Origin of the sequence: Streptomyces sp. NPDC051018, from assembly GCF_044456085.1 — a bacterium.
Taxonomy (GTDB): domain Bacteria; phylum Actinomycetota; class Actinomycetes; order Streptomycetales; family Streptomycetaceae; genus Streptomyces.
The window spans coordinates 142,285-164,159 of the sequence record NZ_JBITFN010000016.1 but is presented as its reverse complement, the minus strand read 5'-3'; the positions used below and the strand labels follow the sequence as shown (position 1 = coordinate 164,159).

Sequence of the window (21,875 nt, the reverse complement as noted above, 5' to 3'; positions counted from 1 at the left end):
CGGGCAGCGGATCCGGCCGGACGCGGCGAGCGAGGAGGCGGCCACGGACCTTCCGCGCCGGGGCGGCCACGCCCCTACCGTACCGGTGGCGCCGTCACGCCACACCCTTCGCTCCGGACGCCCCGGAGCCCGGCCGCAACCGTGGGTGTACGGACGCCACCGGCACCCGCAACCGCCGTCGTACGCCCACTGTCCCCTCCGGGCCGACGCCCCCGCCCGTACCGTGATCCGAGCCTGGACGCATGAGCACACACGCACATCTGCCGCCGGGCAAGGCGGGCGCAGCGGTTGTCGGGACACTCGCCGGGGGAGCCGCAGGATTCCTCCTGGCCGAGCTGGTGGCCGTGTTCTTCACCTCCGTACTGGGGCGGACGCTGGACGAGGACGACCCCGTCCTGCTGGTCTCGTTCTTCTTCGGCGTACCCGTGGTGTGCGCCGTCGTCGGCGCGGTCGTCGCCGTACGGCGCGCGGGGCGGGGGCGGTCATGACACCGGGGAACGGTACGACGGCGCCCGCCGCCCACCGCGCCGGGGTGTTCGCGCGGCTCGCCTCCTGGGCGCAGCGGCGCCGATGGGGAGCGCTGCTCCTGTGGCTCCTGGTCGTCGCGGCGATCACCGCCGCCTCCCAGGCCGTGGGCAGCAGATACCAGAACGACTTCTCGCTGCCCGGCACGGACTCGCAGACGGCCACCGATCTGCTGCGGAAACACGGCTCCGCGCAGGCGGGCGACAGTGTGCAGATCGTCTTCAAGGACGGCGACGGGCTGAGCGCACGGCGTGACGGCATCGAGAAGATGCTCGGCACGGTCCGCGGGCTCCCCGGGGTCGCGGACGTCCGCAGCCCGTACCAGGACAGGTCCGCCGTCTCGCGGGACGGCACCGTCGGCTACGCCACCGTCACCCTCGACGGCAAGGCCGAGGAGGTGCCGAAGTCGGAGGTCACCGCGATCATCGACACCGCCCGGGAGGCGGCGGGGGACGGGCTGGAGGTCCAGCTCGGCGGGGACGCGGTCCGGGGCGCCCAGGAGGAGTCGGGCGGCGGGGCGGAGGGCGCCGGAATCCTCGCGGCCCTCGTCATCCTGGTGCTGCTGTTCGGTTCGCTGCTGGCGGCGGCCGTGCCGCTGGTGACCGCGCTGTTCGCGGTGGGCAGCGCGATCGGTCTGATCGCGCTGGCCTCCCGGGTGTTCACGGTCGCAGACTTCACCCCGCCGATCATGATGCTCGTCGGGCTCGGCGTCGGCGTGGACTACGCGCTGCTCATCTTCTACCGGTACCGACACGAACTGATCCGGGCCGCCGAACGCGATCCCGGCCCGTCCCGTACCGAAGGTGAGGAACGTACCGGCCGTACGGGCGGAGCCGGAGTGGCAGCCGACCGGGAAGCGGCCGTCCGCAGGGCCCTGGACGCCGCCGGGCGGACCGTCTTCTTCGCCGGCTGCACCGTGATCATCGCGCTGCTGGGGCTGGTGGCCCTCGGCCTCGGGTCGCTCCAGGGCGTCGCGCTGGCCGTGGCGCTGACCGTCCTGGTCACCATGGCCGCGTCCCTGACGCTGCTGCCCGCGCTGCTGGCGGTGTTCGGCGCTCGCATCCAGCGCCATGTGCTCAAGAGCGCGGCCAGGGCGAGGGCGAAGGGCAAGCGGGAGGGCAATCGCTGGCGTGCGCTGGCCGGTGCCGTCCAGCGAAACCCGCTGCCCGCGCTCCTCGCCTCCGTGGTGGCGCTGCTGGCGCTCTCCGCGCCCGCGCTGGGGCTGCGCCTCGGCTTCGCCGACGCGGGCAACGACGGCGCCGACACCACCAGCCGCCAGGCGTACGACCTGCTCGCCGAGGGCTTCGGGCCCGGCTTCAACGGCCCGCTCGTCGTCGTCAGCCGGGGCGACGGGGACGCCGCCGAGCGGCTGCGGTCCACCCTGGGCCGTACGGACGGGATCGCCGCCACCACTCCGCCGCTGCCCACCGAGGACGGCGCCGTCTCCACGGTCATCGTCTTCCCCACGAGCGCGCCCCAGGACGAGGGCACGGCCGATCTGGTCCACACCCTGCGCGACGACGTACTGCCGCCGCTGGAGCGGGAGACGGGCGCGGAGTACCTGGTCGGCGGGGCGACCGCCGCGACCCAGGACTTCGCCGACGCGGTGTCGTCCCGGATGCCGCTGTTCGTGGCGATCGTGGTGGGGCTGTCGACACTGCTGCTGATGGCGGTGTTCCGTTCGCTGCTGATCCCGCTGAAGGCCGCGCTGCTCAATCTGCTGTCCGTGTCCGCCGCGCTGGGCACGATCACACTCGTCTTCCAGCACGGCTGGTTCGGTGTGGAGCCCGGTCCCATCGAGGCGTTCATCCCCGTGATGATCTTCGCGATCGTCTTCGGGCTCTCCATGGACTACGAGGTGTTCCTGGTCTCCCGTATCCACGAGGAGTGGGAGCGCACCCGGGACCACTCCGGGGCCGTACGCGAGGGGCTGGCCGCCACCGGCAAGGTGATCACGGCGGCCGCGGCCATCATGATCGTGGTGTTCGCGGCCTTCATCCTCAGCCCGGGCCGGATGCTCCAGCAGTTCGGCCTCGGCCTCGCGGCGGCGATCCTGCTGGACGCGGTCGTGATCCGCTGCCTCGTCGTCCCGGCGGTGATGGAGCTGTTCGGCCGGCGGGCCTGGTGGCTGCCGGGGCCGCTGGCCCGTCTCCTTCCGAAGGTCTCCATCGAACGGCCCGGCGGCAGCTGACGTTTCTGTGGCCCGGTGGCTCCCCCGGATTCCGCCCGGGGGAGAACCCATCGGGCCGCCTGAGCGTCTGCCGACGGCCGACCGTGCCCGATCCCTCGTTCCTCAGGATTCGGCAGGTCCGTCCGCGCCGCCCGGTGCGGCCCGCGGCGGCGCCCGGTGTTCGGCGAGGAGCGGGAACAGCCGGGTGACCGCGGCCACGGCCACGGCGTCCGGCGGGCGGGTGGCGGGATGGTCCTCCCGGTCTCGGTAGGCGGCGAACAGCCGGCGGATCGAGGTGGCGAGTTCGGCCGTCTCGGACGGGGTGAGGTGGAGTACGGCGCTGAAGGATTCGTCCTGTCGCCACTCCGCCGGCGCCTGGTCCCGGTGGGTCAGCCAGTGCTGGTAGCTCTCGTTCTCCAGTCCCCGGGTGAGGGCGGTGAACTCCTCCGGCTCCTGAGTGCCGGCGGGGTCGGGCGTGCCCCATCGCAGCCGCCAGGGCCGGGCCCGGCCGCCTCGGTGGGGTGCTTCCTCGATGAGGCCGTACCGGGCGAGCTGGCGCAGATGGAAGGAGCACAGTCCGGAACTGTGCCCGAGGCGGGCGGCGGCCTCGGTGGAGGTGAGGGTGCCGACCTCGGCGAGCAGGTCGAGCAGGGCGACCCGCACGGGGTGGTCGGGCAGGAGCCGGCGGGCCCGGTCCTGAAGGGCCTCCGCGGCTTCGGCTCGACGGTGTCCATCACTCATTTTGCAAAGTCTGCTACTTTGCAAAGTCCTTGGCAAGCCGCCGGTCCTCCGTCATCCGTGGGTCCGACGGCTGAGGTGTTGGTCGGTCGAAGGGGTTGATGGTTCATGGCTGTTGGATCCGGTGACACGGTGCGGGACCGCCGGGTACGTGTGCAGGGCAGGCCCGTCGAGTCCTATCCACGGCTCGCGCCGGAGGTGGAACGTGGTGCGGTCCGCCGGATCACCGTGGTCGGGGAGGAGATCCTGAGCCGCCGGTGCCGTGAGGTGACCGAGTTCGGCACGGCGGAGCTGGCGGGGCTGATCGACGACATGTTCGCCACCAACCAGGTGGCGGCGGGTGCCGGGCTCGCCGCCAACCAGGTCGATGTGGACCTCCAGTTGTTCGTGTGGGACATCACCGACGAGTGGGGTGTCCGTCATGTCGGGCACATCGCCAACCCGGTTCTGGAGGAGGTGTCCGCCGACGGCCGCCGCCTGGTGGAGGAACCCGAGGGGTGTCTGTCCGTTCCCGGCCCCTACCGCGTGGTGCCCCGTCTCGACCGCGCGGTCGTCAGGGGCAGCGACAAGGACGGCAATCCTCTGGTGGTCGAAGGCCGGGGGTACTTCGCCCGGTGCCTCCAGCACGAAACCGACCATCTGCACGGGCGTCTGTATCTGGACCGGCTGGCACAGAGGGAACGTAAAGCTGCTCTCCGGGAGATGCGGGACTCCCAGGACGAGGTGTTCGCGCGGAGGGCCGCCGCGGCGAAGCGGCTCGGGAAGTGACCGGTGTGTCTCCGGGCCGGCCCGGGAAGTGACCGGTGTGTCTCCGGGCCGGCCCGGGAAGTGACCGGTGTGTCTCCGGGCCGGCCCGGGAAGTGACCGGTGTGCCTTCGGGCCGGCCCGGGAAGTGACCGGTGTGCTTCCCGTGCCGCGCCGCGGGCCCAGGCCCACCCGCCGCGACGGTTCGCCCCCTCCCGCCCTTCCCGTCCCTCCGGTGGCCGGAAGAAAAGGGTGTAGGTAACCAGCTCTTCATCTCTCCCCCCTGTCGCGCTACGCGCGTTGACCCTAGGCTGCCGCTCGCAGCGCTCCACCACCCGTCGAGCCAGCAAGCCGGGCAACCCGGCCGGGCCATCAAGCCGAGCCACCTAGGGGAGACATGTCAGCCAGCCCGCACAGGACCAGACCCCCCGGACACCGCACGAACCGCCTCCGCCGTACCCTCGCCGCGGTCGCCGGACTGGCCACCGCAGGCGCGCTGTTCGCCGCGGTGCCGGCGGGCACGGCGGGCGCCCAGGAGAACCGGGAGCACCGGGAGGGGGACAGGGGCCACGGCCACGGCCGCACCGTCGACGTCCAGTTGCTGTCCTTCAACGACCTGCACGGCAATCTCCAGCCGCCGTCCGGCTCGGGCGGCCGGGTCACCCACACCGACCCCGACGGCACCACCCGGACCATCGACGCGGGCGGTGTCGAGTACCTCGCCACCCATCTGCGCCAGGCCCGCGAGGGCAACCGCTACTCCATCACCGCCGCCGCCGGTGATCTGATCGGCGCCACCCCGATGCTCTCCGGCCTCTTCCACGACGAGCCCACCATCGAGGCGCTGAACCGGCTGAAGCTCGATGTCACCTCCGTCGGCAACCACGAGTTCGACGAGGGCGCGGCCGAGCTGGCCCGTATCCAGAACGGCGGCTGCCACCCCACCGAGGGCTGCTTCGAGCAGGGCAGGAAGTTCAAGGGCGCCGCCTTCCCCTACCTCACCGCCAATGTGACGTACGAGAAGAACGGACGGCCGCTGCTCGACCCCTACTTCATCTGGGAGCGGGACGGCGTCCGGATCGGCTTCATCGGTGTGACCCTGGAGGGCACCCCGGACATCGTCAACGCCGCGGGCATCAAGGGCCTGAAGTTCGGCGACGAGATCGAGGCGATCAACAAGTACACACGGATCCTGGAGCGCAAGGGCGTCAAGTCCATCGTCGCGCTGCTGCACGAGGGCGGGTCACCGGCCTCCTCCTCGTACAACTACGACTGCGACAGCCCGGGCCCCGGCGACGGTATCTCCGGCCCGATCACCGACATCGCCAAGAACGTCAGCCCGCAGGTCGACGCCCTGGTCACCGGCCACACCCACCAGGCGTACGCGTGCACCATCCCCGACCCCGCGGGCAAGCCCCGTACGGTCACCTCGGCGGCCTCCGCCGGACGGCTGTACACGGACACCACCCTGACGTACGACCGCCGTACCAGGGACATCGTCCGCACCTCCGTCGCCGCGGCGAACCATGTCGTCACCCGTGACGTGCCCAAGGCCGCCGATATGACCCGGCTGATCGACCGCTGGAACACCCTGGCCGCGCCGGTCGCCAACCGTCCCGTCGGCCATGTCTCGGCCGACATCGACAACCCCGCCGCCCCGGAGCGCCCGCTGGGCAATCTGATCGCGGACGCCCAGCTCGAAGCCCACACGCCCGCCGACAAGGGCGGTGCGCAGCTCGCGCTGATGAATCCGGGCGGCATCCGGGCGCCGATCGTGCACCAGGCGTCCGGGAGCGAGGGCGACGGGGTGGTGACCTACGGCGAGGCGTTCACCGTCCAGCCCTTCACCAACATGATGAACGTCGTCGACCTCACCGGAGCGCAGCTGATCACCACGCTCCAGCAGCAGGTCAGCGGCCCGAACCAGGCGTCCCCGAAGATCCTTCAGGTCTCCCGGGGCTTCACCTACACCCTCGATACGACCAAGACGGGCGCGGACCGGATCGTGACGGGCTCCATCAGGCTCAACGGTGAGGCGATCGACCCGGCCAAGACCTACCGGGTCGCCCTCAACGAGTTCCTGGCGGGCGGCGGCGACGGATTCTCCGTCCTGCGCGAGCACACCAACAAGCTCGTCGGCGCGTCCGACCTCGATGTCCTGATCGCCTATCTGGGTGCCCACTCCAGCCCGGCGGCTCCGCTCGCGCCGCCCGCGCTGGGCCGCATCACGGTCGTGAGGTAGCCGATCAGCCGATCGGTGGCCGCTCGGCGGCGACGGATGGCCCGGAGCACGTCTCCTCGTGCTCCGGGCCATCGTGCGTACGGACGCCCCGGACGTACGGGCGCCCCGGACGTACGGACGCCGGACGTACGGAGGACGGTGGCCGTACGGACGGTCGTGCGGGCGGCGGGCGGCGGGCCGCGGGTCAACGCCGGGTCCACGTCGGGCAGAAGGACACATGGAACAGGTCGTCGACGTGGCCGTGCCGATCCTCCCAGTGGTACACCGTCCGGCACAGGTGGTAGTTGCAGCCGTCGGTGTAGTACCAGCCGCGCGCGGCGAAGGGCGGGCCGTCCCGGGCGACGGCGAACACGTCGGCGGCCGCCAGCCGCAGGGCCGCCGGGGTGCCGGTGAGGAACAGGGTGTCGGCGTGCAGACGGCGGTCGAGGAGGTCTCGCCCCTCCGGGTCGGGCGGCGGCCGGTAGTCGGCGTCGAGCGCCTCCGCGGGCATGTCGCGTTCCGGCACCCGCGCGGTCTGCGTGCTCCGGGGGACGTGGACGGTGTTGAGACGGGCCCGCAGCCGCTTCCACCGGGAGAGCCGGAACTGTACGGCCCGGTGGGCGATGACGAGGTCGATCGGCCGCTCGCCTTGGTACCCGGTGTCGGGCGGGGTCGGGGTGGCACGCATCGGCAGGTACACCAGCGACCGGGGCGACCGCGCCGCGAGCAGCCACAGGGCCCCGACGCGGCGGCCGTCGGCGCGGTCCACGTACAGGTTGTACAGGTTGTCGGAGTCGTGGTGGAGGAGCGCGCCGTTCCCGAGCGGCGCGGCCGGGCTGATCACCCGGTACGGCTCGCCGTCGACGCGGACGTGCTGGACGGTGACCTTCAGCCCCAGGTCGTCCCGGGTGAGGAGGGCCTTGGACGCCGTCATGGGGTCGTGCGGTGGTGTGGGCGTTCGGGCACGGGGGCTCGTCTCCTGCGTGGTCCGGCGTGTGGTGCGGAGATTGTCCCGAACGGGGGCGGGAAAGCACACCGGTTCACGGAAATCACGGGCGCGGCCGGGATCGGTTCGGACGGCGGGGACGCACCGGGGACGCACCGGGGGCGCGATGGCCGGCCCGGCCCGGCGGGGACTCGTACGCGGCGCTCTGCCCGGCCCGCCTGCCCGCGGCCACTCAAGGCGCGGCCGGGCCGGTTCGGATCCCCGGCCCCCCTCACACCAGCTCCGGCGGCGGCTCCCCCGCTCCCGGCAGCCGGACGACCGCCACCGTCCCCCCGCCCTCCGCGGGCTCCAGCCGGATCTCGCCGCCCGCCTGCTGGACCGTACGCGCCACGATCGACAGCCCCAGCCCGGACCCCGGCAGCGCCCGCGCCGACGGCGAGCGCCAGAACCGCTCGAAGACATGCGGCAGCTCATCGGCCCCGATGCCCGGCCCGTGATCCCGTACGGTCAACTCACCGCCCTTCAGCCGGACCTCCACCGTCCCGCCCGCCGGCGAGAACTTCACCGCGTTGTCCATGACGTTGACCAGCGCCCGTTCCAGCCCGGCCCGCTCCGCCCGTACGTACCAGGGGTCGAGATCCGCCGTGAACACCAGCTCCGGCCCCCGCAGCCGCACCCGCTTCACCGCCGTCTCCGCGATCTCGTGCAGCGGCACCACCGTCAGCGGCCCGCTCTCGGCCGCGTCCGGCCGGGACAGCTCCTGAAGGTCGCCGATCAGCGCGGCCAGCTCCGCCATCTGCGCCTTCACCGACGCCAGCAGCGCCTGACGGTCCCCGGGCGGGAGCGCCCGGCCCGTCTGCTCACTGCGTGCGAGGAGGTCGATATTCGTCCGCAGCGAGGTCAGCGGCGTACGCAGCTCATGCCCCGCGTCCGCGATCAGCCGCGCCTGGCGGTCCCGTGAGGACGCCAGCGCCGCGGTCATCGAGTTGAACGAGCGCGACAGCCTGGCGATCTCGTCGTCGCCGTCGGCGGGAATGCGTACCGCCAGATCCTCCGTCCGTGCCACGTGTTCCACCGCCTCGGTGAGCTGGTCCACCGGACTCAGCCCGGCCCGCGCCACCCACAGCCCGGCCGCTCCGGCGCCCACCACCCCGACGCCCGCGAGCCCGGCCAGCAGCAGGGCGAGCCGGTTCAGCGAGGCGCTGATCTCGTCCAGCGGCCGGGACACGGAGACGGCCACCCGGGTGCCGTTGAAGTTCGAGTACGTGGTGTGCACCCGTACGGCCTGGCCGGTACTGGTGACACTGTCGTGGAGCGCGTACTCCAGCGTGCCGTTCGCGACCCCGATGTCCGACGGCTTGACCCGCACCGGCAGGTCGTACTGGGACACACAGCGGGAACCGTCGCGCAGCACGACCTGGGTGTACGCGAAGGTCGCGGACCCTTCCCGGGACGCCGGGTTCTCGACGCAGTCCAGCAGCGCGGTCCGCACGACCTCCTCCGGCGCGCGGGTGTTCTTCAGCGAGGTGTTCAGCTCGTCGTTGAGCTGCGTCCTGGTCAGCAGCCAGGCGGCGACCGACACGGCGGCGACGGCCGCGGCGACGGCGACGGCCACGAGCAGCGCGAGCCGGGATCTGAGCGGCAGGCTGCGGAACCGGCGCACCAGTCCCGTCACGCCTCACCGCCGCCGGTACGCAGCACGTACCCCACCCCGCGGACCGTGTGCACCAGCCGGGGTTCACCACCGGCCTCGGTCTTGCGCCGCAGATACATCACATACACATCCAGCGAATTGGAGCTGGGCTCGAAGTCGAAGCCCCACACGGACTTGAGGATCTGCTCCCGGGTCAGCACCTGCCGGGGGTGCGCCAGCAGCAGTTCCAGGAGCGTGAACTCGGTACGGGTCAGCTCGACGGGCCTGTCACCGCGGCGGACCTCACGGGTGGCCAGATTCATCCGCAGATCCGCGAACTCCAGCACGTCCTCGTCACTGTCACCGCCCGCGCCGCCGCCCGCCGCGTACGAACTGCGCCGCAGCAGCGCCCGGATCCGGGCGAACAGCTCGTCCAGTTCGAACGGCTTGACCAGATAGTCGTCCGCGCCCGCGTCCAGCCCGGTGACCCGGTCGCCGACGGTGTCACGCGCGGTCAGCATCAGGATCGGCACGGTCGAGCCGGATCCCCGCAGTCGGCGGGCGGCGGTCAGCCCGTCCATCCGGGGCATCTGGATGTCCAGCACGATCAGGTCGGGGCGGTACGCGTCCGCCCGCTCCAGCGCGTCCAGCCCGTCGACGGCGACCTCGGTGCTGTACCCCTCGAACGCCAGACTGCGCTGGAGCGCCTCTCGTACGGCGGGCTCGTCGTCGACGACGAGGATGCGGTCGCCCTCACGCGAATCAGTCATGCCCTCAGCGTCCCACGCACCGTACGGACCGGGGTCGGTACCGGCTCCGGGTCCGAGGTTGGGTTCCGGGCCGGGTCCTGGCCCCGGAGCGGGTCCTGGACCGGGTCCTGGACCGGGTTCGGCGCCGGTCGTCCTAGCCGCCCGAGCGAAGATCACCGAGGACGTCCTTCACCGTGTCGACCGGGATGGCGAACCCCAGCCCGACGCTGCCCGAGGCGGAGCCGTTGGAGGCGCTCGGCGAGTACATCGCGGAGTTGATCCCCACGATCTGCCCGCTCATGTTGATGAGCGCGCCGCCGGAGTTCCCGGGATTGAGGGAGGCGTCCGTCTGGATGGCCTTGTACGTGGTCTTCGAGTCACCCGTGTCCCCGTTGAACTCCCGCCCGCCGAACTCGAACGGCCACTGCCCGTCCGGCTGCCGCCCCTGCCCCGGTCCGGGCTCCCTGGCGACGGTCACATCCCGGTCGAGCGCCGAGACGATCCCGCTGGTCACCGTCCCGGTCAGCCCCTCCGGCGAACCGATCGCGACGACCTCCTCGCCCACCTTCAACTGGTCCGAGTCACCGAGAGCCGCCGCCTTCAGACCGCTCGCGCCCCGGAGCTTGATCAGCGCGAGGTCCTTGTCCGGCTCGGTACCGACCACATCGGCGGTGTACGTCCTCCCGCTGCTGAGCCGTACCTGCACCGTGTCCGCGCCCGACAGCACATGGTTGTTCGTGATGATCTCGCCGTCCCCGGTGATGATCACGCCCGACCCGGTCGACTGCCCCGAGGCCGTCTGCGCCCGGATCTCCACGATGCTCGGCGACACGGCCTCGGCCACCCCGGCGACCGTGCCCGTACTGCTGCGCGCCACATTGGTCCCGGCCACCCCGGTCCCGCCCGTGCCGCCGCCGTCCCCGCTGAACCGGTCCACCAGCACGGACGCCCCGCCGCCGACCGCCGCCGCCACGATCGCCACGGCCACCAGCAGCGCGACGGGCCGCCTGGCCTTCGCCCTGCCCCGCGACCCGGCGGCCTCCGGCACCTGCCATCCGGCGGCGTCCGGCGCCTGTGGCGGAGGAGGAGGCGGCGCAGGCGGATACGCGCCGGTGTCGTAGGTAGGGGAGTGGGGACCGGGTTGCTGCGGGGGCCCCGACTGGTCGCGGTAGTAGTCCGTCATGCCATCGACTGTCCGTCCCCCAGATGAGAGGAGTCTGAGGTGCCACTGAGAAGGGAGGCAGAAGTTTCCCGGGCGGATGCCTGTACGGGTCGGGCGCCTGTCTGTACGGGCCGCCTCCCGTGACCCGGGCGGCCGGCCCGGCGTTCACTTTTGACCGTGGTATCCGCACACAGGCGAGGGGAAGCGGACGAATGAGCGAGCGACGACAGGTGGAACGGACAGAACGGACCGACCAGGCGGCGTTACCGAAGAGGCGCACACAGGAGGACTACCCGACGGCCTGGGTCGTGTACGGCAGGCTGCTCAAGCACTTCCGGGGGAAGCGGGCCATGACCCAGCAGAGCCTGGCGGAGGCGATCGACTACTCGTACGAGCAGGTGGCCTCCATCGAGCAGGGCCGCAGACCCGCGAAGGTGGCCTTCACGAACGCCGTCGAGCGGGTACTGGAAACGGGGGGCGTGCTCAGCGAGCTCCAGGGTGAGGTGGACCGCGCGAAGCTGCCGAAGTTCTTCCAGGACTTCGCGCTGATCGAGACGGAGGCGGTGAGTCGGTTGAGTACGACCCACTGCTGGTGCCGGGGCTGCTCCAGACCGAGGCGTACACCCGAGCACTCTTTTCCTCTCATTGCCCTCCGCTGGATGAGGAGACGATCGAGCTGCACACAGAGGCCCGATTGAACCGCCAGAACCTGCTCACCAGAACGCCGATGGTGCAGCTGTCCTTCGTCATCGACGAAGCGGTTCTCGTCAATCCCATGGGCGGTGAGGAGGTGATGCGAGCGCAGCTCGCGCATCTGATCACGGTGGCGGGTCTGCGTAATGTCGAACTCCAGGTGATGCCCGCAGCGCCGGGCTACCACCCGGGGATCGACGGAGGGTTCGTGCTGCTGGAAACCCTGGAGCACAGGCACCTCGGATACATCGAATCCCAGGAAGTCGGCGTAGTGGTCAGTGGGGCTGCGAAGGTCAGCGCCCTCGGTCTGCGGTATGGCAAGCTGCGGTCGCAGGCCCTCAACGTCGAGGAGTCTGCGCGACTCATCGAGCGTCTGGCGGGAGCAGCATGAGAACGATGCAGGCTACTGAGCTCGGTGGAGAGCTGAAGTGGTACACGAGCAGCTACAGCGGCTCGGGCGGCGGCAACTGCGTTGAAGTCGCCGCGACTCCTGGCATGATCCACATACGCGATTCGAAGAACCGGGAGGGGGCTGTTGTGGCCCTCTCCCCTCGGCCGTGGCTTGCTTTCCTGGCCTACGTCGAGGTGCACCGCACCGACTGACCGGCTTACCGTCTGGCGGGAGGAGCATGAGAACGATGCAGGCCACTGAGCGCGACGGCCAGTTGACGTGGTACACCAGCGGCTACAGCGGTTCGGGCGGTGGCAATTGCGTTCAGGTCGCCCGCGACTCCCGGCGTGATCCACGAGGCGGCCCAGCAGCCTTGGAACTCGAAAATCAACTGAACAAACCAGCGCCTGGCCGCTGACAGAACCGCAGGTCAACAAGTGTCGGCCCCGCGCATGCGGGGGTGTTCCCGCCAAGCTCGGGCAGTCGCCCAGCGCGCAGGCGTCGGCCCCGCGCATGCGGGGGTGTTCCGAGGCGTTGCCGTGGAACGGGCACCCGATGCAGGTCGGCCCCGCGCATGCGGGGGTGTTCCGTAGTCGGCGAGTCCCGGCAGGGAGTCGGGGCCGTCGGCCCCGCGCATGCGGGGGTGTTCCGACACCTGGGTGGAAGGTCGTGCCGTACGAGTCGTCGGCCCCGCGCATGCGGGGGTGTTCCACGCACCGCGCTGCGCCCCGATCCGTACCGCAGGTCGGCCCCGCGCATGCGGGGGTGTTCCGCCGTCGCAGTGATGCGTGAGACCCGCTCCGGGGTCCGCCCCGCGCATGCGGGGTGGTCCGGATCGGGCGGGGCGTGAGTTCGTTCCGGGGCCGGGGGCCGACCGTCGGGGGCGAAACCTAGTCGCAGCCGCACGAGCGGCGGATCACCAGGCCCGAGGGGAACTGCTTGACCCGCTCGCGGCGGGAGCCCGTGACGCGGAGGCCCTCGTCCAGGACGAGGTCGATCGCCGCGCGGGCCATCGCCGGGCGGTCCGAGGAGACGGTCGTCAGGGGCGGGTCCGTCAGATGGGCTTCCTTGACGTCGTCGAAGCCCGCGACCGCCAGCTCCCCGGGCACGCTGATCCGCAGTTCGCGTGCCGCGCGCAGCACACCGATGGCCTGGTCGTCGGTGGAGCAGAACATCGCCGGCGGCCGGTCGGGACCCGACAGCAGTTTGAGCGCCACCTGGTACGCGTCGTACCGGTTGAAGGGCGCCTGGAAGAGGCGCCCCTCCACCTCGCGCCCGGATTCCACCATCGCGCGCCGCCAGCCCTCGACATGGTCGGTGACCGGGTCGCCGACGGCCGGGGTGTCGTCGGGGCCGCCGAGGCAGGCCACGTACTCGTAGCCGTGCTCCAGCAGATGACGGGTCGCGAGCTGCGCGCCGCCGATGTCGTCGAGCACGACGGCCACGTCGTCGATGGCCTCCGGGCGCTCGTGCAGCAGCACCACACGCGCGTCCCATGCCTCTATCTCCTGCGCCGCCTGCTCGGTGAGCCCCTGGCTGACGAGGATCAGGCCGGAGACCCGCATTCCGAGGAACGCCCGCAGATAGTGGACCTCGCGCTCACGCCGGTAGTCGGAGTTCCCGACGAGGACCATTTTCCCGCGCTCGGCGGCGGCCTGTTCCACCGCGTGCGCCATCTCCGCGAAGAAGGGCTGGCGCGCGTCCGGCACGATCATGCCTATGAGGTCGGTGCGCCGGGAGGCCATCGCCTGGGCGACGCGGTCGGGCCGGTACCCCAGCTCCTTGATCGCGGCGAGTACCCGCTCGCGGGTGGCCGGGGCGACCGGCCGGGGTCCGTTGTTGATGACATAGCTCACGACGGCGGTCGACGTACCCGCCAGTCGCGCCACATCGTCCCGCGTCACCTTGGCCACACGCGGCAGTCTACGCGGGGTGACCTACCTCTGGGCAGGGCGTACGGCGGATTCCCGCAGCTCGGCAGGGTCTTCCGTACGGGTGACGGCGGCCGCGCCCGCGGCTTCCCGTTCCGGTTTCTCCGGTACCACGAACCGGTAGCCGACGTTCCGTACGGTTCCGATGAGCGACTCGTGCTCCGGGCCGAGCTTGGCGCGCAGCCGGCGCACATGGACGTCGACCGTACGGGTGCCGCCGAAGTAGTCGTATCCCCACACCTCCTGGAGGAGCTGCGCCCGGGTGAACACCCGGCCCGGGTGCTGCGCCAGATACTTCAGCAGCTCGAACTCCTTGAACGTCAGATCGAGGACCCGCCCCTTCAGCCTGGCGCTGTAGGTCGCCTCGTCCACGGACAGATCGCCGTTCCGGATCTCCATGGGGGAGTCGTCCGTACCGAGCTGCCGGCGGCCCGTCGCCAGCCGCAGCCGTGCCTCGACCTCGGCGGGGCCCGCCGTGTCGAGGAGGACGTCGTCCACGCCCCAGTCGGCGGTGACGGCCGCGAGGCCGCCCTCCGTGACCACCAGTATCAGCGGGCTGCCCGGCCCGGTGGACCGCAGCAGCTGGCACAGTGAGCGCACCTGCGGCAGATCGCGGCGGCCGTCGACGAGGATCACATCCGCGCCGGGGGTGTCCACGAGTGCCGGGCCCTCGGCGGGAGCCACCCGCACGTTGTGCAGCAGCAGTCCGAGGGCGGGAAGCACCTCCGTCGACGGCTGGAGTGCGTTCGTGAGGAGCAGCAGAGAGCTCATCGCGCCCCACCTGCCCGGGTCTTCCTGCTGTTGTGCACGGTTCGCTCGCCCATAACGTCGGTTCCTCCTCGGTCCCTGCGAGGACGTTGTGCTGCGGCCCTGCTCCGGCTGTACGGTGCGTCCGTTCACCCGCCCGTAACAACGGGCGGGAAACGCAAAAGGACCCGGGGGCTGCGTTGCCCGGATCCTGATCTCAGCAGGATAGCCCACATGCCTTCCGGGCCAGAGGGCCGATTTCACACTGTGGGATGTCTCCCAGTTCACCTCGGGACATCGGCGCACATGGCTCCGGACTTCCGATGGTGTCCGGATTGAGGCGATTTTTCAAACCAGTGGGCCCCTGTGCATGGCCCATGATGGAGGCCGACGAGATGGCGGGCGTGAGGAGTGTCATGGCAGCGGGGACGATCCGCTACTGGGCCGCGGCCAAGGCGGCGGCCGGGGCGGCGGAGGAGCCGTACCGGGCGGTGACGCTGGCCGAGGCACTCGAAGGAGTCCGCGCCCGCCACCCGGGTGAGCTGACACGGGTGCTGAAGAGGTGTTCCTTCCTCGTCGACGGCGATCCCGTAGGGACGCGCGACCATGAGACCGTACGGCTTGCGGAGGGCGGCACGGTCGAGGTGCTGCCGCCGTTCGCAGGAGGGTGAACCGGACAGCATGAGCAGCGACCAGCAGTTTCCGTACGAGCCGTACCGGCAGCAGCCGCGGCGGCCGTACGACCCCTACGCGGAGCCGCACCCGGATCAGCAGGGACTCCTGGGCGGGCCGGGTCCGCAGGGCGGGCCGGGTCACCAAGGCCACCAGGGTCAGCAGGGCCACCAAGGTCACCCGGGGCAGCAGGGTCCGTACGACCGGCAGGGGTACGGGCAGCAGCCGTACCCGCAGCCCCAGTCGTCGCCCGTGCACCAGGCCCCGGCCCAGACCTGGGAGGGCGAGACCTGGGACACCCAGTACCAGCCGACGGTCCCGCCGTCCGGTCCCGGCGCGGCCGGTCCCGGGGAGCAGACCGCATATCTGCCGCCCGTCCCCGCCGCGTACACCGCCGCGCCCACCGCCGGACCCGCAGAGGAGACGGCGTATCTGCCATTGGTCCCGTCGGACCGGCAGCCCGTGCCACCGGTCCAGCCGGTCCGCTCCGAGCACGGCGGCTACGGCACCGGGCAGGGCGGCCACGGCTCCGGGGCGACCGAGGAGACGGCGTATCTGCCGCCCGTGCCGCCGGTGCACACGGCGGACGCCTCCGATCAGACCGCTTATCTGCCGCCGGTCACCGGGGGCTCCGGTCCGCTGCCGCCCGAGGTGCCGTACGGAACCGCCGCCGCTGCCACGGGTCCCGCGGGCCCCGCCCCGGCCGTCGCTCCCGTGCCGCCCGGCCCGCCGGCGGGCACCGCCCCGGGCGACGGCTACAGCAGCCCCACCGTCGGCGGCAACACCAGGGTCACGGACGCCCAGCGCGCCCGCGCCGAGGGCCGTTCGCCGATCATCGCGCCCGGGATCCAGCCGGCCGGGCTGACCGCCGTGCTCGGCCTGCTGCTCGCGGGGGGCGCCGCCATCGGCTCGTACGCGCTGCTCGTCCCGCTGGTCGTCCTCCAGGCGGTCACCGCGGCCGGTTGGTTCCGGCTGAACGGTATGTGGCCCGCCCGCCAGGGCATCGCGCTCGCCTTCGCGGGCGGACTGGCGGCCGACGCGGTCCTGCTCGGAGTCGGCCGCGAGAACGGTCCCGCCGCCATCGTCGGCACGCTGGGCGTCTGGATCCTGATCACCCTCGTGCTCCAGCTGCGCAGCCGCGCGGGCGCCGACGAGCGGATGCAGGGCCTGATGGCGACGGTCGCCTCCGCCGCCCTGACGATTCTCGCGGCCGGGTATCTGGCGTCGGCGGACGACGCCGTGGTGATCGGCGGTATCGCGGTCGCGGTGGCCGCCGTGGCCCGTGCGCTGCCCCTGCCTCCGGCCGCGTCCGTGGCCCTGTCGCTGCTGGCGTCGGCGGGCGCGGGTCTCGCGGCCGGAGCCCTGACGGACATGGGGGCCAGGGGCGCGCTGCTGGGGCTCGCCGCGGGCGTCCTCGCGCTGGTCGGACTGCGGGTCGCGAGTTACGACTACCCGTCCAGGTTCGTCCACTTCACCGCCGGGGTGGCCCTTCCCCTGACCGCCGCCGCGCCCGCGCTCTATCTGCTCGGCGGGGTTCTGACGTAACGCCGGGCGGGCAACGGAACGGAACACCCAACCGGTTGTTCACGAGGGGCGGGTACGGGGCGGGCGGGGCCTGGTGAGCCGTGCCGTCCCCGCGGGGCGGCGGAACCATCGCCACTGTTCGAACGTCGTTCAGTAACGACAAGGCGTCGTCCCGACCGGCTCAGGCTCGTGGGCGTCACGGGCCGGACGACTCATGGGGGACCGCGGGACATGCGCGCACTGCGAATACTTCTGATCACCGCGGTGATCCTCGGCGGTCTCTTCATCGGCGCGGACCGGATCGCGGTGAACATGGCCGAGTCGGAGACGGCCGACCGGATCAGAAGCAGTCAGGGCCTGTCCGCCACGCCCGAGGTCTCCATCAAGGGCTTCCCCTTCCTCACCCAGGTCGCGGGCAAGCAGCTCGACGAGGTCGACGTCAGCCTCGCGGGCATCACCGCCACCGCCGGCGGACACACGGTCAATGTCACCGAGGTCACGGCGGAACTGCGCGATGTGAAGGTCGACAGCAGCTATTCGTCCGCCGTCGCGGGCAGCGCGAACGGCTCCGCCCGTATCTCCTACGAGGATCTGACGAAGGCCGCTCCCGAGGGCGCGACCGTGGGTTACGCGGGCCCCGAGCGGGCCGCCAAGGGCCAGGTCGAGGTCACCGGCCCGCTGTTCGATCTGCTCAAGGGCGCGGGCGTGGACATCCCCGGCCGCGCCGAGTCCCTGCTGAAGGCGGCGGGCGATGTGACCACGTACAGCTCGGTCGTACTCAAGGGCGGCACCACGGTCCAGCTCAAGGCCCAGGACCTGCCGAGCATCCCGGTGCCGGGCTTCGAGCGGAAGCTGCGGGAGATCGTGGACTACGACCTCAAGATCGAGGGGATTCCTCCGAGCCTGAGCCTGGACCGGGTCGAGGCGACGGCGGACGGTCTGAAGTTCGCGGGCACGGGCAAGGACGTGGCCCTGGTGGGCTGACCCCGGGAGCCGTCGGCGGGCGCGCACCGGACGTACAGGGCGTCCAGGGCATACGGGCGTACGCGGGGCAGGGCGTCGGCGCTCGGGCAGAGGGCCGGGCGGGTCAGGGCACCGGCACTCAAGGACGTCGGGTCGGTCGATCTCGACCCGAGGTCCTGATCGATCGGGCAGGACCTCGCGTCGGCCGGTCGGGGCGCCGAGGGGGAGATCAGGGCGTCGAGAGCGAGATCAGCCGTGCGAGGTGGCGGCCCGCGAGCAGCAGGGGCTTGTCGTCGCGGGAGACCTGGGCGGCCAGTTCGGCGCCCTCCAGGGTGCTGATCACCGTGCAGGCCAGGTCCGACGCGTCGTCCTCGGGGACCCCCGCGGCCCGGAGGCTGTCGAAGACCAGGGACTGCCAGGTGGCGAAGGCCGCGGCGGCGGCCTGCTGGATGTCGGGGAAGCGTCCGGCGGTCCCGAGCGCGGTGGCCGTGACAGGGCAGCCGTCGGTCCAGTCCGACTCGCGCAGCCCGTCGGCGAGGCTGCGGGCACAGGCCATGACCGCCTCGGCCGGGTCCCGCTCGCTGTCGAGGATCTCCCGCAGGATCGTGGCGAAGTCCTGCTCGCCGTGGCGCACCGCCGCGGCCGCCAGCTCCTGCTTTCCGCCGGGGAAGAAGTGGTAGACGGAGCCGAGCGTGGCGTCCGCCTCCTGGGAGATCTGCTTGATCGAGGTGCCGTCGAACCCCTGGCGCTGCATCAGTACCGAGGCCGCGCGGACGATCCGCTCACGGGTACCGGGGATGCCGCCCCAGGCCGCCGCTGCCGTCGCGTGCTCTCGTGCCATCGTCTTCACCGTGCCAATCTAGTGGATGGAACGACCACTACAGACTGATACGGCCGCCGGACGAGCCCGGGATCACGGAGTGTTACGGATGGACGGCTCTCGGTCGCTCCCGTGAACGGCGGCCGGAACGGATGGCCGGATGGTGAGACGGGCCCGTCCGCAGGGTAGAAGCCCGAGGGCCCCCGAAGGCCGCCCGGTCTCCGGCGGGGACCCGGCGCCCCTCCCCCGTACCGGATAGTGGACGATCGCGTCTCAATATGCGACACGCCGGTGACATTGCGGCCGACTCGTCCCTACGATCGGACGCATGAAGCAGCGACAGGCGGATCTCACGAAGCGGCGGGCAGTAGACCTGTGCCGCGTCGCCGCCATGCTCTGTCGCGCCGTCTGAGCGGGAGCTCCGCTCCCGTATCCCTGGCCCTTCGACCACCGATCAGGGCCGCCCCCGTGCGGTACACCGCCCTTCCGCGAATGTGCACCACCGCCCGCGTGACCCCGCGAACCGCACCACAGCTCTCTCGTTCCACACCGCCGCACACTGCCCCGGAGGAGAAACACAATGAGCCGCAGCGACGTCCTGGTAGACGCCGACTGGGTGGAGTCCCACATCGACGACCCGCAGGTCGCGATCGTCGAGGTCGACGAGGACACGTCCGCCTACGACAAGAACCACATCAAGAACGCGATCCGGATCGACTGGACCAAGGACCTCCAGGACCCGGTCCGCCGCGACTTCATCGACCAGGAGGGCTTCGAGAAGCTCCTGTCGGCCAAGGGCATCGCGAACGACACCACGGTCGTTCTCTACGGCGGCAACAACAACTGGTTCGCCTCCTACGCCTACTGGTACTTCAAGCTGTACGGCCACGAGAGCGTCAAGCTCCTCGACGGCGGCCGCAAGAAGTGGGAGCTGGACTCCCGCGACCTCGTCGACGGCGACCAGGTGCCGAACCGCCCGGCCACCGACTACAAGGCCAAGCCGCAGGACGCCTCCATCCGCGCCTTCCGTGACGAGGTCGTCGCCTCCATCGGCGCCCAGAACCTGGTCGACGTGCGCTCGCCCGACGAGTTCAGCGGCAAGCTGCTCGCCCCCGCGCACCTCCCGCAGGAGCAGTCGCAGCGCCCGGGCCACATCCCGACCTCCCGCAACATCCCGTGGTCGAAGAACGCCAACGACGACGGCACCTTCAAGTCGGACGACGACCTCAAGGCGCTCTACACCGACGAGCAGGTCGACCTGTCGAAGGACACCATCGTCCTGTGCCGGATCGGTGAGCGCTCGGCCCTGACCTGGTTTGTGCTGCACGAGCTGCTCGGTGTCGACAACGTGAAGAACTACGACGGCTCCTGGACCGAGTACGGCTCCCTCGTCGGCGTTCCGATCGAGCTCGGCGCCCCCAAGTAACCCCCCGACCAACGGACTTCTGGAGTAGCAGCATGTGTGGAGCGAAGGTCGGGGGCCCCGACGCCTCGACGATCAAGCCCGGTGAGACGACCATCCAGGGCCAGGTGACCCGCGACGGCGAGCCCGTCACCGGTTACGTCCGTCTGCTGGACTCGACCGGCGAGTTCACCGCCGAGGTCCCGACCTCGGCGACCGGACAGTTCCGCTTCTACGCGGCCGAGGGCACCTGGACCGTACGCGCCCTGGTGCCCGGCGGCACCGCGGACCGCACGGTCGTCGCGCAGACCGGCGGACTCGCCGAGGTCGCGATCGCGGTCTGAGCGACCGCTTTTCCGCAGACCGGCCGAAGGGCCGCACCCCCGGGGGTTGGACGCCACTGGGATCGGGGTGCGGCCCTTCGGTCGTCTGTCGGCGGGGGCCCTTCCGCCGTACCCTGGAGACATGTACGCACACCGGCGGCGTGCCTATTTCCTGCTCATGGGCGGGTGCATCTTCCTCTTCGTCTCCGCCTGGGCGGTCGTACGGCTCTGGTCGGTCCCGGCGGCCATCGCGATGTGCGTGGTCGCCATGGTCATCCCGCCGATCGCGGCGATGGTGGCGAACCGCCGGGGTCCGGATGACCGCTGGTGGGACGATCCGTCCGGAGACCCCCAGTCGGACGAGTGGTGGGACGAACTGGACGGCAAACACCGGCGGTGAGCCGGCCCGGTCCGTACGGAGGTCCCGCACGGGTCCGTCCGGCCCCGGGCTCCCCGGTCGTTCGTTCTGATCCCCGGCCCCGGGTCCGCTCACCCGATTCCCGGCCGCCTCCGGCAGCCCGGGCGCGTGTGTCCTGGGGCCCGTGCCGGCGCCTCGCCGGCGCACCCGCTTCCGGGTCCGTCCGGGTGGCCGGCCGACGCACCTGTACCCCGTCCCGGTCCGTCCCCGGCCGCGGGTCGCCTATCCCGCGATTCGGCCCCTTCCCGGCGGCGGGAACCCATCCCGGCGCCGGGAGCGGGCCGACGCGCCCCCACACGGCGACGCACGCCCGGGCGCCCACCCGCGCAGGATCCTCCGGGGATCGCGTCCCGCGCGGTAGCGCCCGTCGGGGGCTCAGTAGACGAGTGACTGGGCGCCGTCGGCCATGATCTCGCTCACGAAGACCTGGGCCCCCGCGATCCGTACACCGTCGAGCAGGTCCTTCTCCGTGATGTCCCGGCGCGCGGCGCACTGGGTGCACAGCGTGATGCGACCGGCCGCCTGGATCGACTCGATGAGATCGGGCATCGGCGCCGCATGGGGCAGTTCGAACTCCGCCGCACGCCCGGGCAGCGCGAACCACGACGACTCACCGGTGAGCCAGAGCGACACCTCCACTCCACTGGCGGCGGCGACCGCCGCCACGGTGAACGCCTGCGAGCACCGCTCGGGCGCTTCTGCCCCGGCGGTCACCTTGATCACGAGCTTCTTGGCCATCACCGAACTGTAATGCGTGCGACTACAACCCCATGCGCCACACTGTGCGTCTGCTGTGTACATGTGAACAGTGGGCTGTGTTGGACAGGTCTCGTGGGGGGACCCCTTGGACAAGTTGACAAAGCAGGACAGACCGGCTGAACAGCCGGAGGGCGAGAGACCGTTGGTGCCCGGCCAGGCACCCGCGCCGGAGGAACCGGCCGCCGCGGTGCCGCCGCCCGTGCCCGTACCACGCGAGTCGGCCCCGGGGCAGCCGGCGGACGCGGTACGGGCCCCTGCGCCCGGCCCGGAACCCGATCCGGGCACGGCAGAACCGGATCCCGTAACCGCACCGGAGCCGCCGTCCGGCCAGGCACCCGAGTCGG

Annotated in this window: 22 protein-coding genes, 1 pseudogene and 1 CRISPR repeat array; of the genes and pseudogenes, 14 read left to right on the top strand and 9 right to left on the bottom strand. The window is 71.5% G+C overall.

Annotated elements, in window-relative coordinates; all coding sequences use genetic code 11:
- Positions 1-242: 242 nt before the first annotated feature.
- Both ACIBCM_RS25695 and ACIBCM_RS25690 read left to right on the top strand, forming a co-directional pair.
- Positions 243-488 carry a hypothetical protein gene (locus ACIBCM_RS25695; RefSeq protein WP_399247023.1) on the top strand — a complete coding sequence of 82 codons (246 nt, stop codon included), beginning with the start codon at positions 243-245 and terminating at the stop codon, positions 486-488.
- A complete protein-coding gene (locus ACIBCM_RS25690) occupies positions 485-2,716 on the top strand; it encodes an MMPL family transporter (RefSeq protein ID WP_399247021.1) in 2,232 nt (743 codons plus the stop codon). The genes ACIBCM_RS25695 and ACIBCM_RS25690 overlap by 4 nt, the downstream gene beginning before the upstream one ends.
- 102 nt (positions 2,717-2,818) lie before the next feature.
- Here ACIBCM_RS25690 and ACIBCM_RS25685 read toward each other — a convergent pair whose 3' ends face one another.
- A complete protein-coding gene (locus ACIBCM_RS25685) occupies positions 2,819-3,436 on the bottom strand; it encodes an ArsR/SmtB family transcription factor (RefSeq protein WP_399247019.1) in 618 nt (205 codons plus the stop codon).
- A gap of 105 nt (positions 3,437-3,541) precedes the next feature.
- Here ACIBCM_RS25685 and def point away from each other — a divergent pair, with 105 nt between their 5' ends.
- Both def and ACIBCM_RS25675 read left to right on the top strand, forming a co-directional pair.
- Entirely contained in the window at positions 3,542-4,201 is a 660-nt protein-coding gene (gene def / locus ACIBCM_RS25680; RefSeq protein WP_399247017.1) for a peptide deformylase, read from the top strand.
- A gap of 373 nt (positions 4,202-4,574) precedes the next feature.
- Positions 4,575-6,419, top strand: a complete 1,845-nt coding sequence (locus ACIBCM_RS25675) for a bifunctional metallophosphatase/5'-nucleotidase (RefSeq protein WP_399247015.1) — start codon at positions 4,575-4,577, stop codon at positions 6,417-6,419.
- 184 nt (positions 6,420-6,603) lie between these two features.
- On the opposite strand, the gene ACIBCM_RS25670 is transcribed toward ACIBCM_RS25675, so the two are convergent.
- The 4 genes from ACIBCM_RS25670 to ACIBCM_RS25655 all read right to left on the bottom strand — a co-directional run bounded on the left by ACIBCM_RS25670 (position 6,604) and on the right by ACIBCM_RS25655 (position 10,909).
- Positions 6,604-7,332 carry a hypothetical protein gene (locus tag ACIBCM_RS25670; RefSeq protein ID WP_399247013.1) on the bottom strand — a complete coding sequence of 243 codons (729 nt, stop codon included), beginning with the start codon at positions 7,330-7,332 and terminating at the stop codon, positions 6,604-6,606.
- Positions 7,333-7,615: 283 nt separating this feature from the next.
- Complete coding sequence (locus tag ACIBCM_RS25665) at positions 7,616-9,019, bottom strand: sensor histidine kinase (RefSeq protein ID WP_399247011.1); 1,404 nt, start codon at positions 9,017-9,019, stop codon at positions 7,616-7,618.
- Positions 9,016-9,747, bottom strand: a complete 732-nt coding sequence (locus ACIBCM_RS25660; protein WP_399247009.1) for a response regulator transcription factor — start codon at positions 9,745-9,747, stop codon at positions 9,016-9,018. The genes ACIBCM_RS25665 and ACIBCM_RS25660 overlap by 4 nt, the downstream gene beginning before the upstream one ends.
- Before the next feature lie 133 nt (positions 9,748-9,880).
- Complete coding sequence (locus tag ACIBCM_RS25655; RefSeq protein WP_399247007.1) at positions 9,881-10,909, bottom strand: S1C family serine protease; 1,029 nt, start codon at positions 10,907-10,909, stop codon at positions 9,881-9,883.
- A 191-nt stretch (positions 10,910-11,100) separates the two neighbouring features.
- On the opposite strand from ACIBCM_RS25655, the pseudogene ACIBCM_RS25650 reads away from it, so the two are divergent.
- The 3 genes and pseudogenes from ACIBCM_RS25650 (at position 11,101) to ACIBCM_RS25640 (ending at position 12,390) form a co-directional block, all read left to right on the top strand.
- Positions 11,101-11,972, top strand: a pseudogene (locus ACIBCM_RS25650) (helix-turn-helix transcriptional regulator).
- A 5-nt stretch (positions 11,973-11,977) separates the two neighbouring features.
- Positions 11,978-12,184, top strand: a complete 207-nt coding sequence (locus ACIBCM_RS25645; RefSeq protein ID WP_399247005.1) for a DUF397 domain-containing protein — start codon at positions 11,978-11,980, stop codon at positions 12,182-12,184.
- Between the two features lie 26 nt (positions 12,185-12,210).
- A complete protein-coding gene (locus ACIBCM_RS25640) occupies positions 12,211-12,390 on the top strand; it encodes a DUF397 domain-containing protein (RefSeq protein ID WP_399247003.1) in 180 nt (59 codons plus the stop codon).
- A gap of 21 nt (positions 12,391-12,411) precedes the next feature.
- Positions 12,412-12,805: direct repeats of the CRISPR family, unit length 28 nt; unit sequence GTCGGCCCCGCGCATGCGGGGGTGTTCC.
- Between the two features lie 57 nt (positions 12,806-12,862).
- Here ACIBCM_RS25640 and ACIBCM_RS25635 read toward each other — a convergent pair.
- Together ACIBCM_RS25635 and ACIBCM_RS25630 are read right to left on the bottom strand one after the other, a co-directional pair.
- Positions 12,863-13,885, bottom strand: coding sequence for a LacI family DNA-binding transcriptional regulator (locus ACIBCM_RS25635; RefSeq protein ID WP_399247001.1), 1,023 nt, complete (start codon positions 13,883-13,885; stop codon positions 12,863-12,865).
- Positions 13,886-13,909: 24 nt separating this feature from the next.
- The gene (locus tag ACIBCM_RS25630) at positions 13,910-14,674 is read right to left on the bottom strand and encodes a winged-helix domain-containing protein (protein ID WP_399246999.1); all 765 of its coding nucleotides are present in this window, start codon (positions 14,672-14,674) and stop codon (positions 13,910-13,912) included.
- Between the two features lie 392 nt (positions 14,675-15,066).
- Between ACIBCM_RS25630 and ACIBCM_RS25625 the strand changes: the two genes are divergently transcribed.
- From ACIBCM_RS25625 to ACIBCM_RS25615, 3 genes are all read left to right on the top strand, one after another.
- Positions 15,067-15,321, top strand: a complete 255-nt coding sequence (locus ACIBCM_RS25625; protein ID WP_399246997.1) for a MoaD/ThiS family protein — start codon at positions 15,067-15,069, stop codon at positions 15,319-15,321.
- 10 nt (positions 15,322-15,331) lie between these two features.
- Positions 15,332-16,867 (top strand): hypothetical protein, encoded by a 1,536-nt coding sequence (locus ACIBCM_RS25620; RefSeq protein WP_399246995.1) that lies wholly within the window; start codon positions 15,332-15,334, stop codon positions 16,865-16,867.
- Positions 16,868-17,077: 210 nt separating this feature from the next.
- Positions 17,078-17,830, top strand: a complete 753-nt coding sequence (locus ACIBCM_RS25615) for a DUF2993 domain-containing protein (RefSeq protein ID WP_399246993.1) — start codon at positions 17,078-17,080, stop codon at positions 17,828-17,830.
- A 208-nt stretch (positions 17,831-18,038) separates the two neighbouring features.
- On the opposite strand, the gene ACIBCM_RS25610 is transcribed toward ACIBCM_RS25615, so the two are convergent.
- Positions 18,039-18,650 carry a TetR/AcrR family transcriptional regulator gene (locus ACIBCM_RS25610; protein WP_399246991.1) on the bottom strand — a complete coding sequence of 204 codons (612 nt, stop codon included), beginning with the start codon at positions 18,648-18,650 and terminating at the stop codon, positions 18,039-18,041.
- Between the two features lie 307 nt (positions 18,651-18,957).
- On the opposite strand from ACIBCM_RS25610, the gene ACIBCM_RS25605 reads away from it, so the two are divergent.
- The 4 genes from ACIBCM_RS25605 (at position 18,958) to ACIBCM_RS25590 (ending at position 20,754) form a co-directional block, all read left to right on the top strand.
- Positions 18,958-19,041, top strand: a complete 84-nt coding sequence (locus ACIBCM_RS25605; RefSeq protein ID WP_350807544.1) for a putative leader peptide — start codon at positions 18,958-18,960, stop codon at positions 19,039-19,041.
- A gap of 168 nt (positions 19,042-19,209) precedes the next feature.
- Positions 19,210-20,055, top strand: coding sequence for a sulfurtransferase (locus ACIBCM_RS25600; RefSeq protein ID WP_399246989.1), 846 nt, complete (start codon positions 19,210-19,212; stop codon positions 20,053-20,055).
- Between the two features lie 32 nt (positions 20,056-20,087).
- Complete coding sequence (locus ACIBCM_RS25595) at positions 20,088-20,375, top strand: DUF1416 domain-containing protein (protein WP_385490085.1); 288 nt, start codon at positions 20,088-20,090, stop codon at positions 20,373-20,375.
- 121 nt (positions 20,376-20,496) lie between these two features.
- Complete coding sequence (locus ACIBCM_RS25590; RefSeq protein ID WP_399246986.1) at positions 20,497-20,754, top strand: DUF3099 domain-containing protein; 258 nt, start codon at positions 20,497-20,499, stop codon at positions 20,752-20,754.
- Positions 20,755-21,147: 393 nt separating this feature from the next.
- On the opposite strand, the gene ACIBCM_RS25585 is transcribed toward ACIBCM_RS25590, so the two are convergent.
- The gene (locus tag ACIBCM_RS25585) at positions 21,148-21,510 is read right to left on the bottom strand and encodes a DsrE family protein (RefSeq protein ID WP_399246984.1); all 363 of its coding nucleotides are present in this window, start codon (positions 21,508-21,510) and stop codon (positions 21,148-21,150) included.
- Between the last annotated feature and the right edge of the window lie 365 nt (positions 21,511-21,875).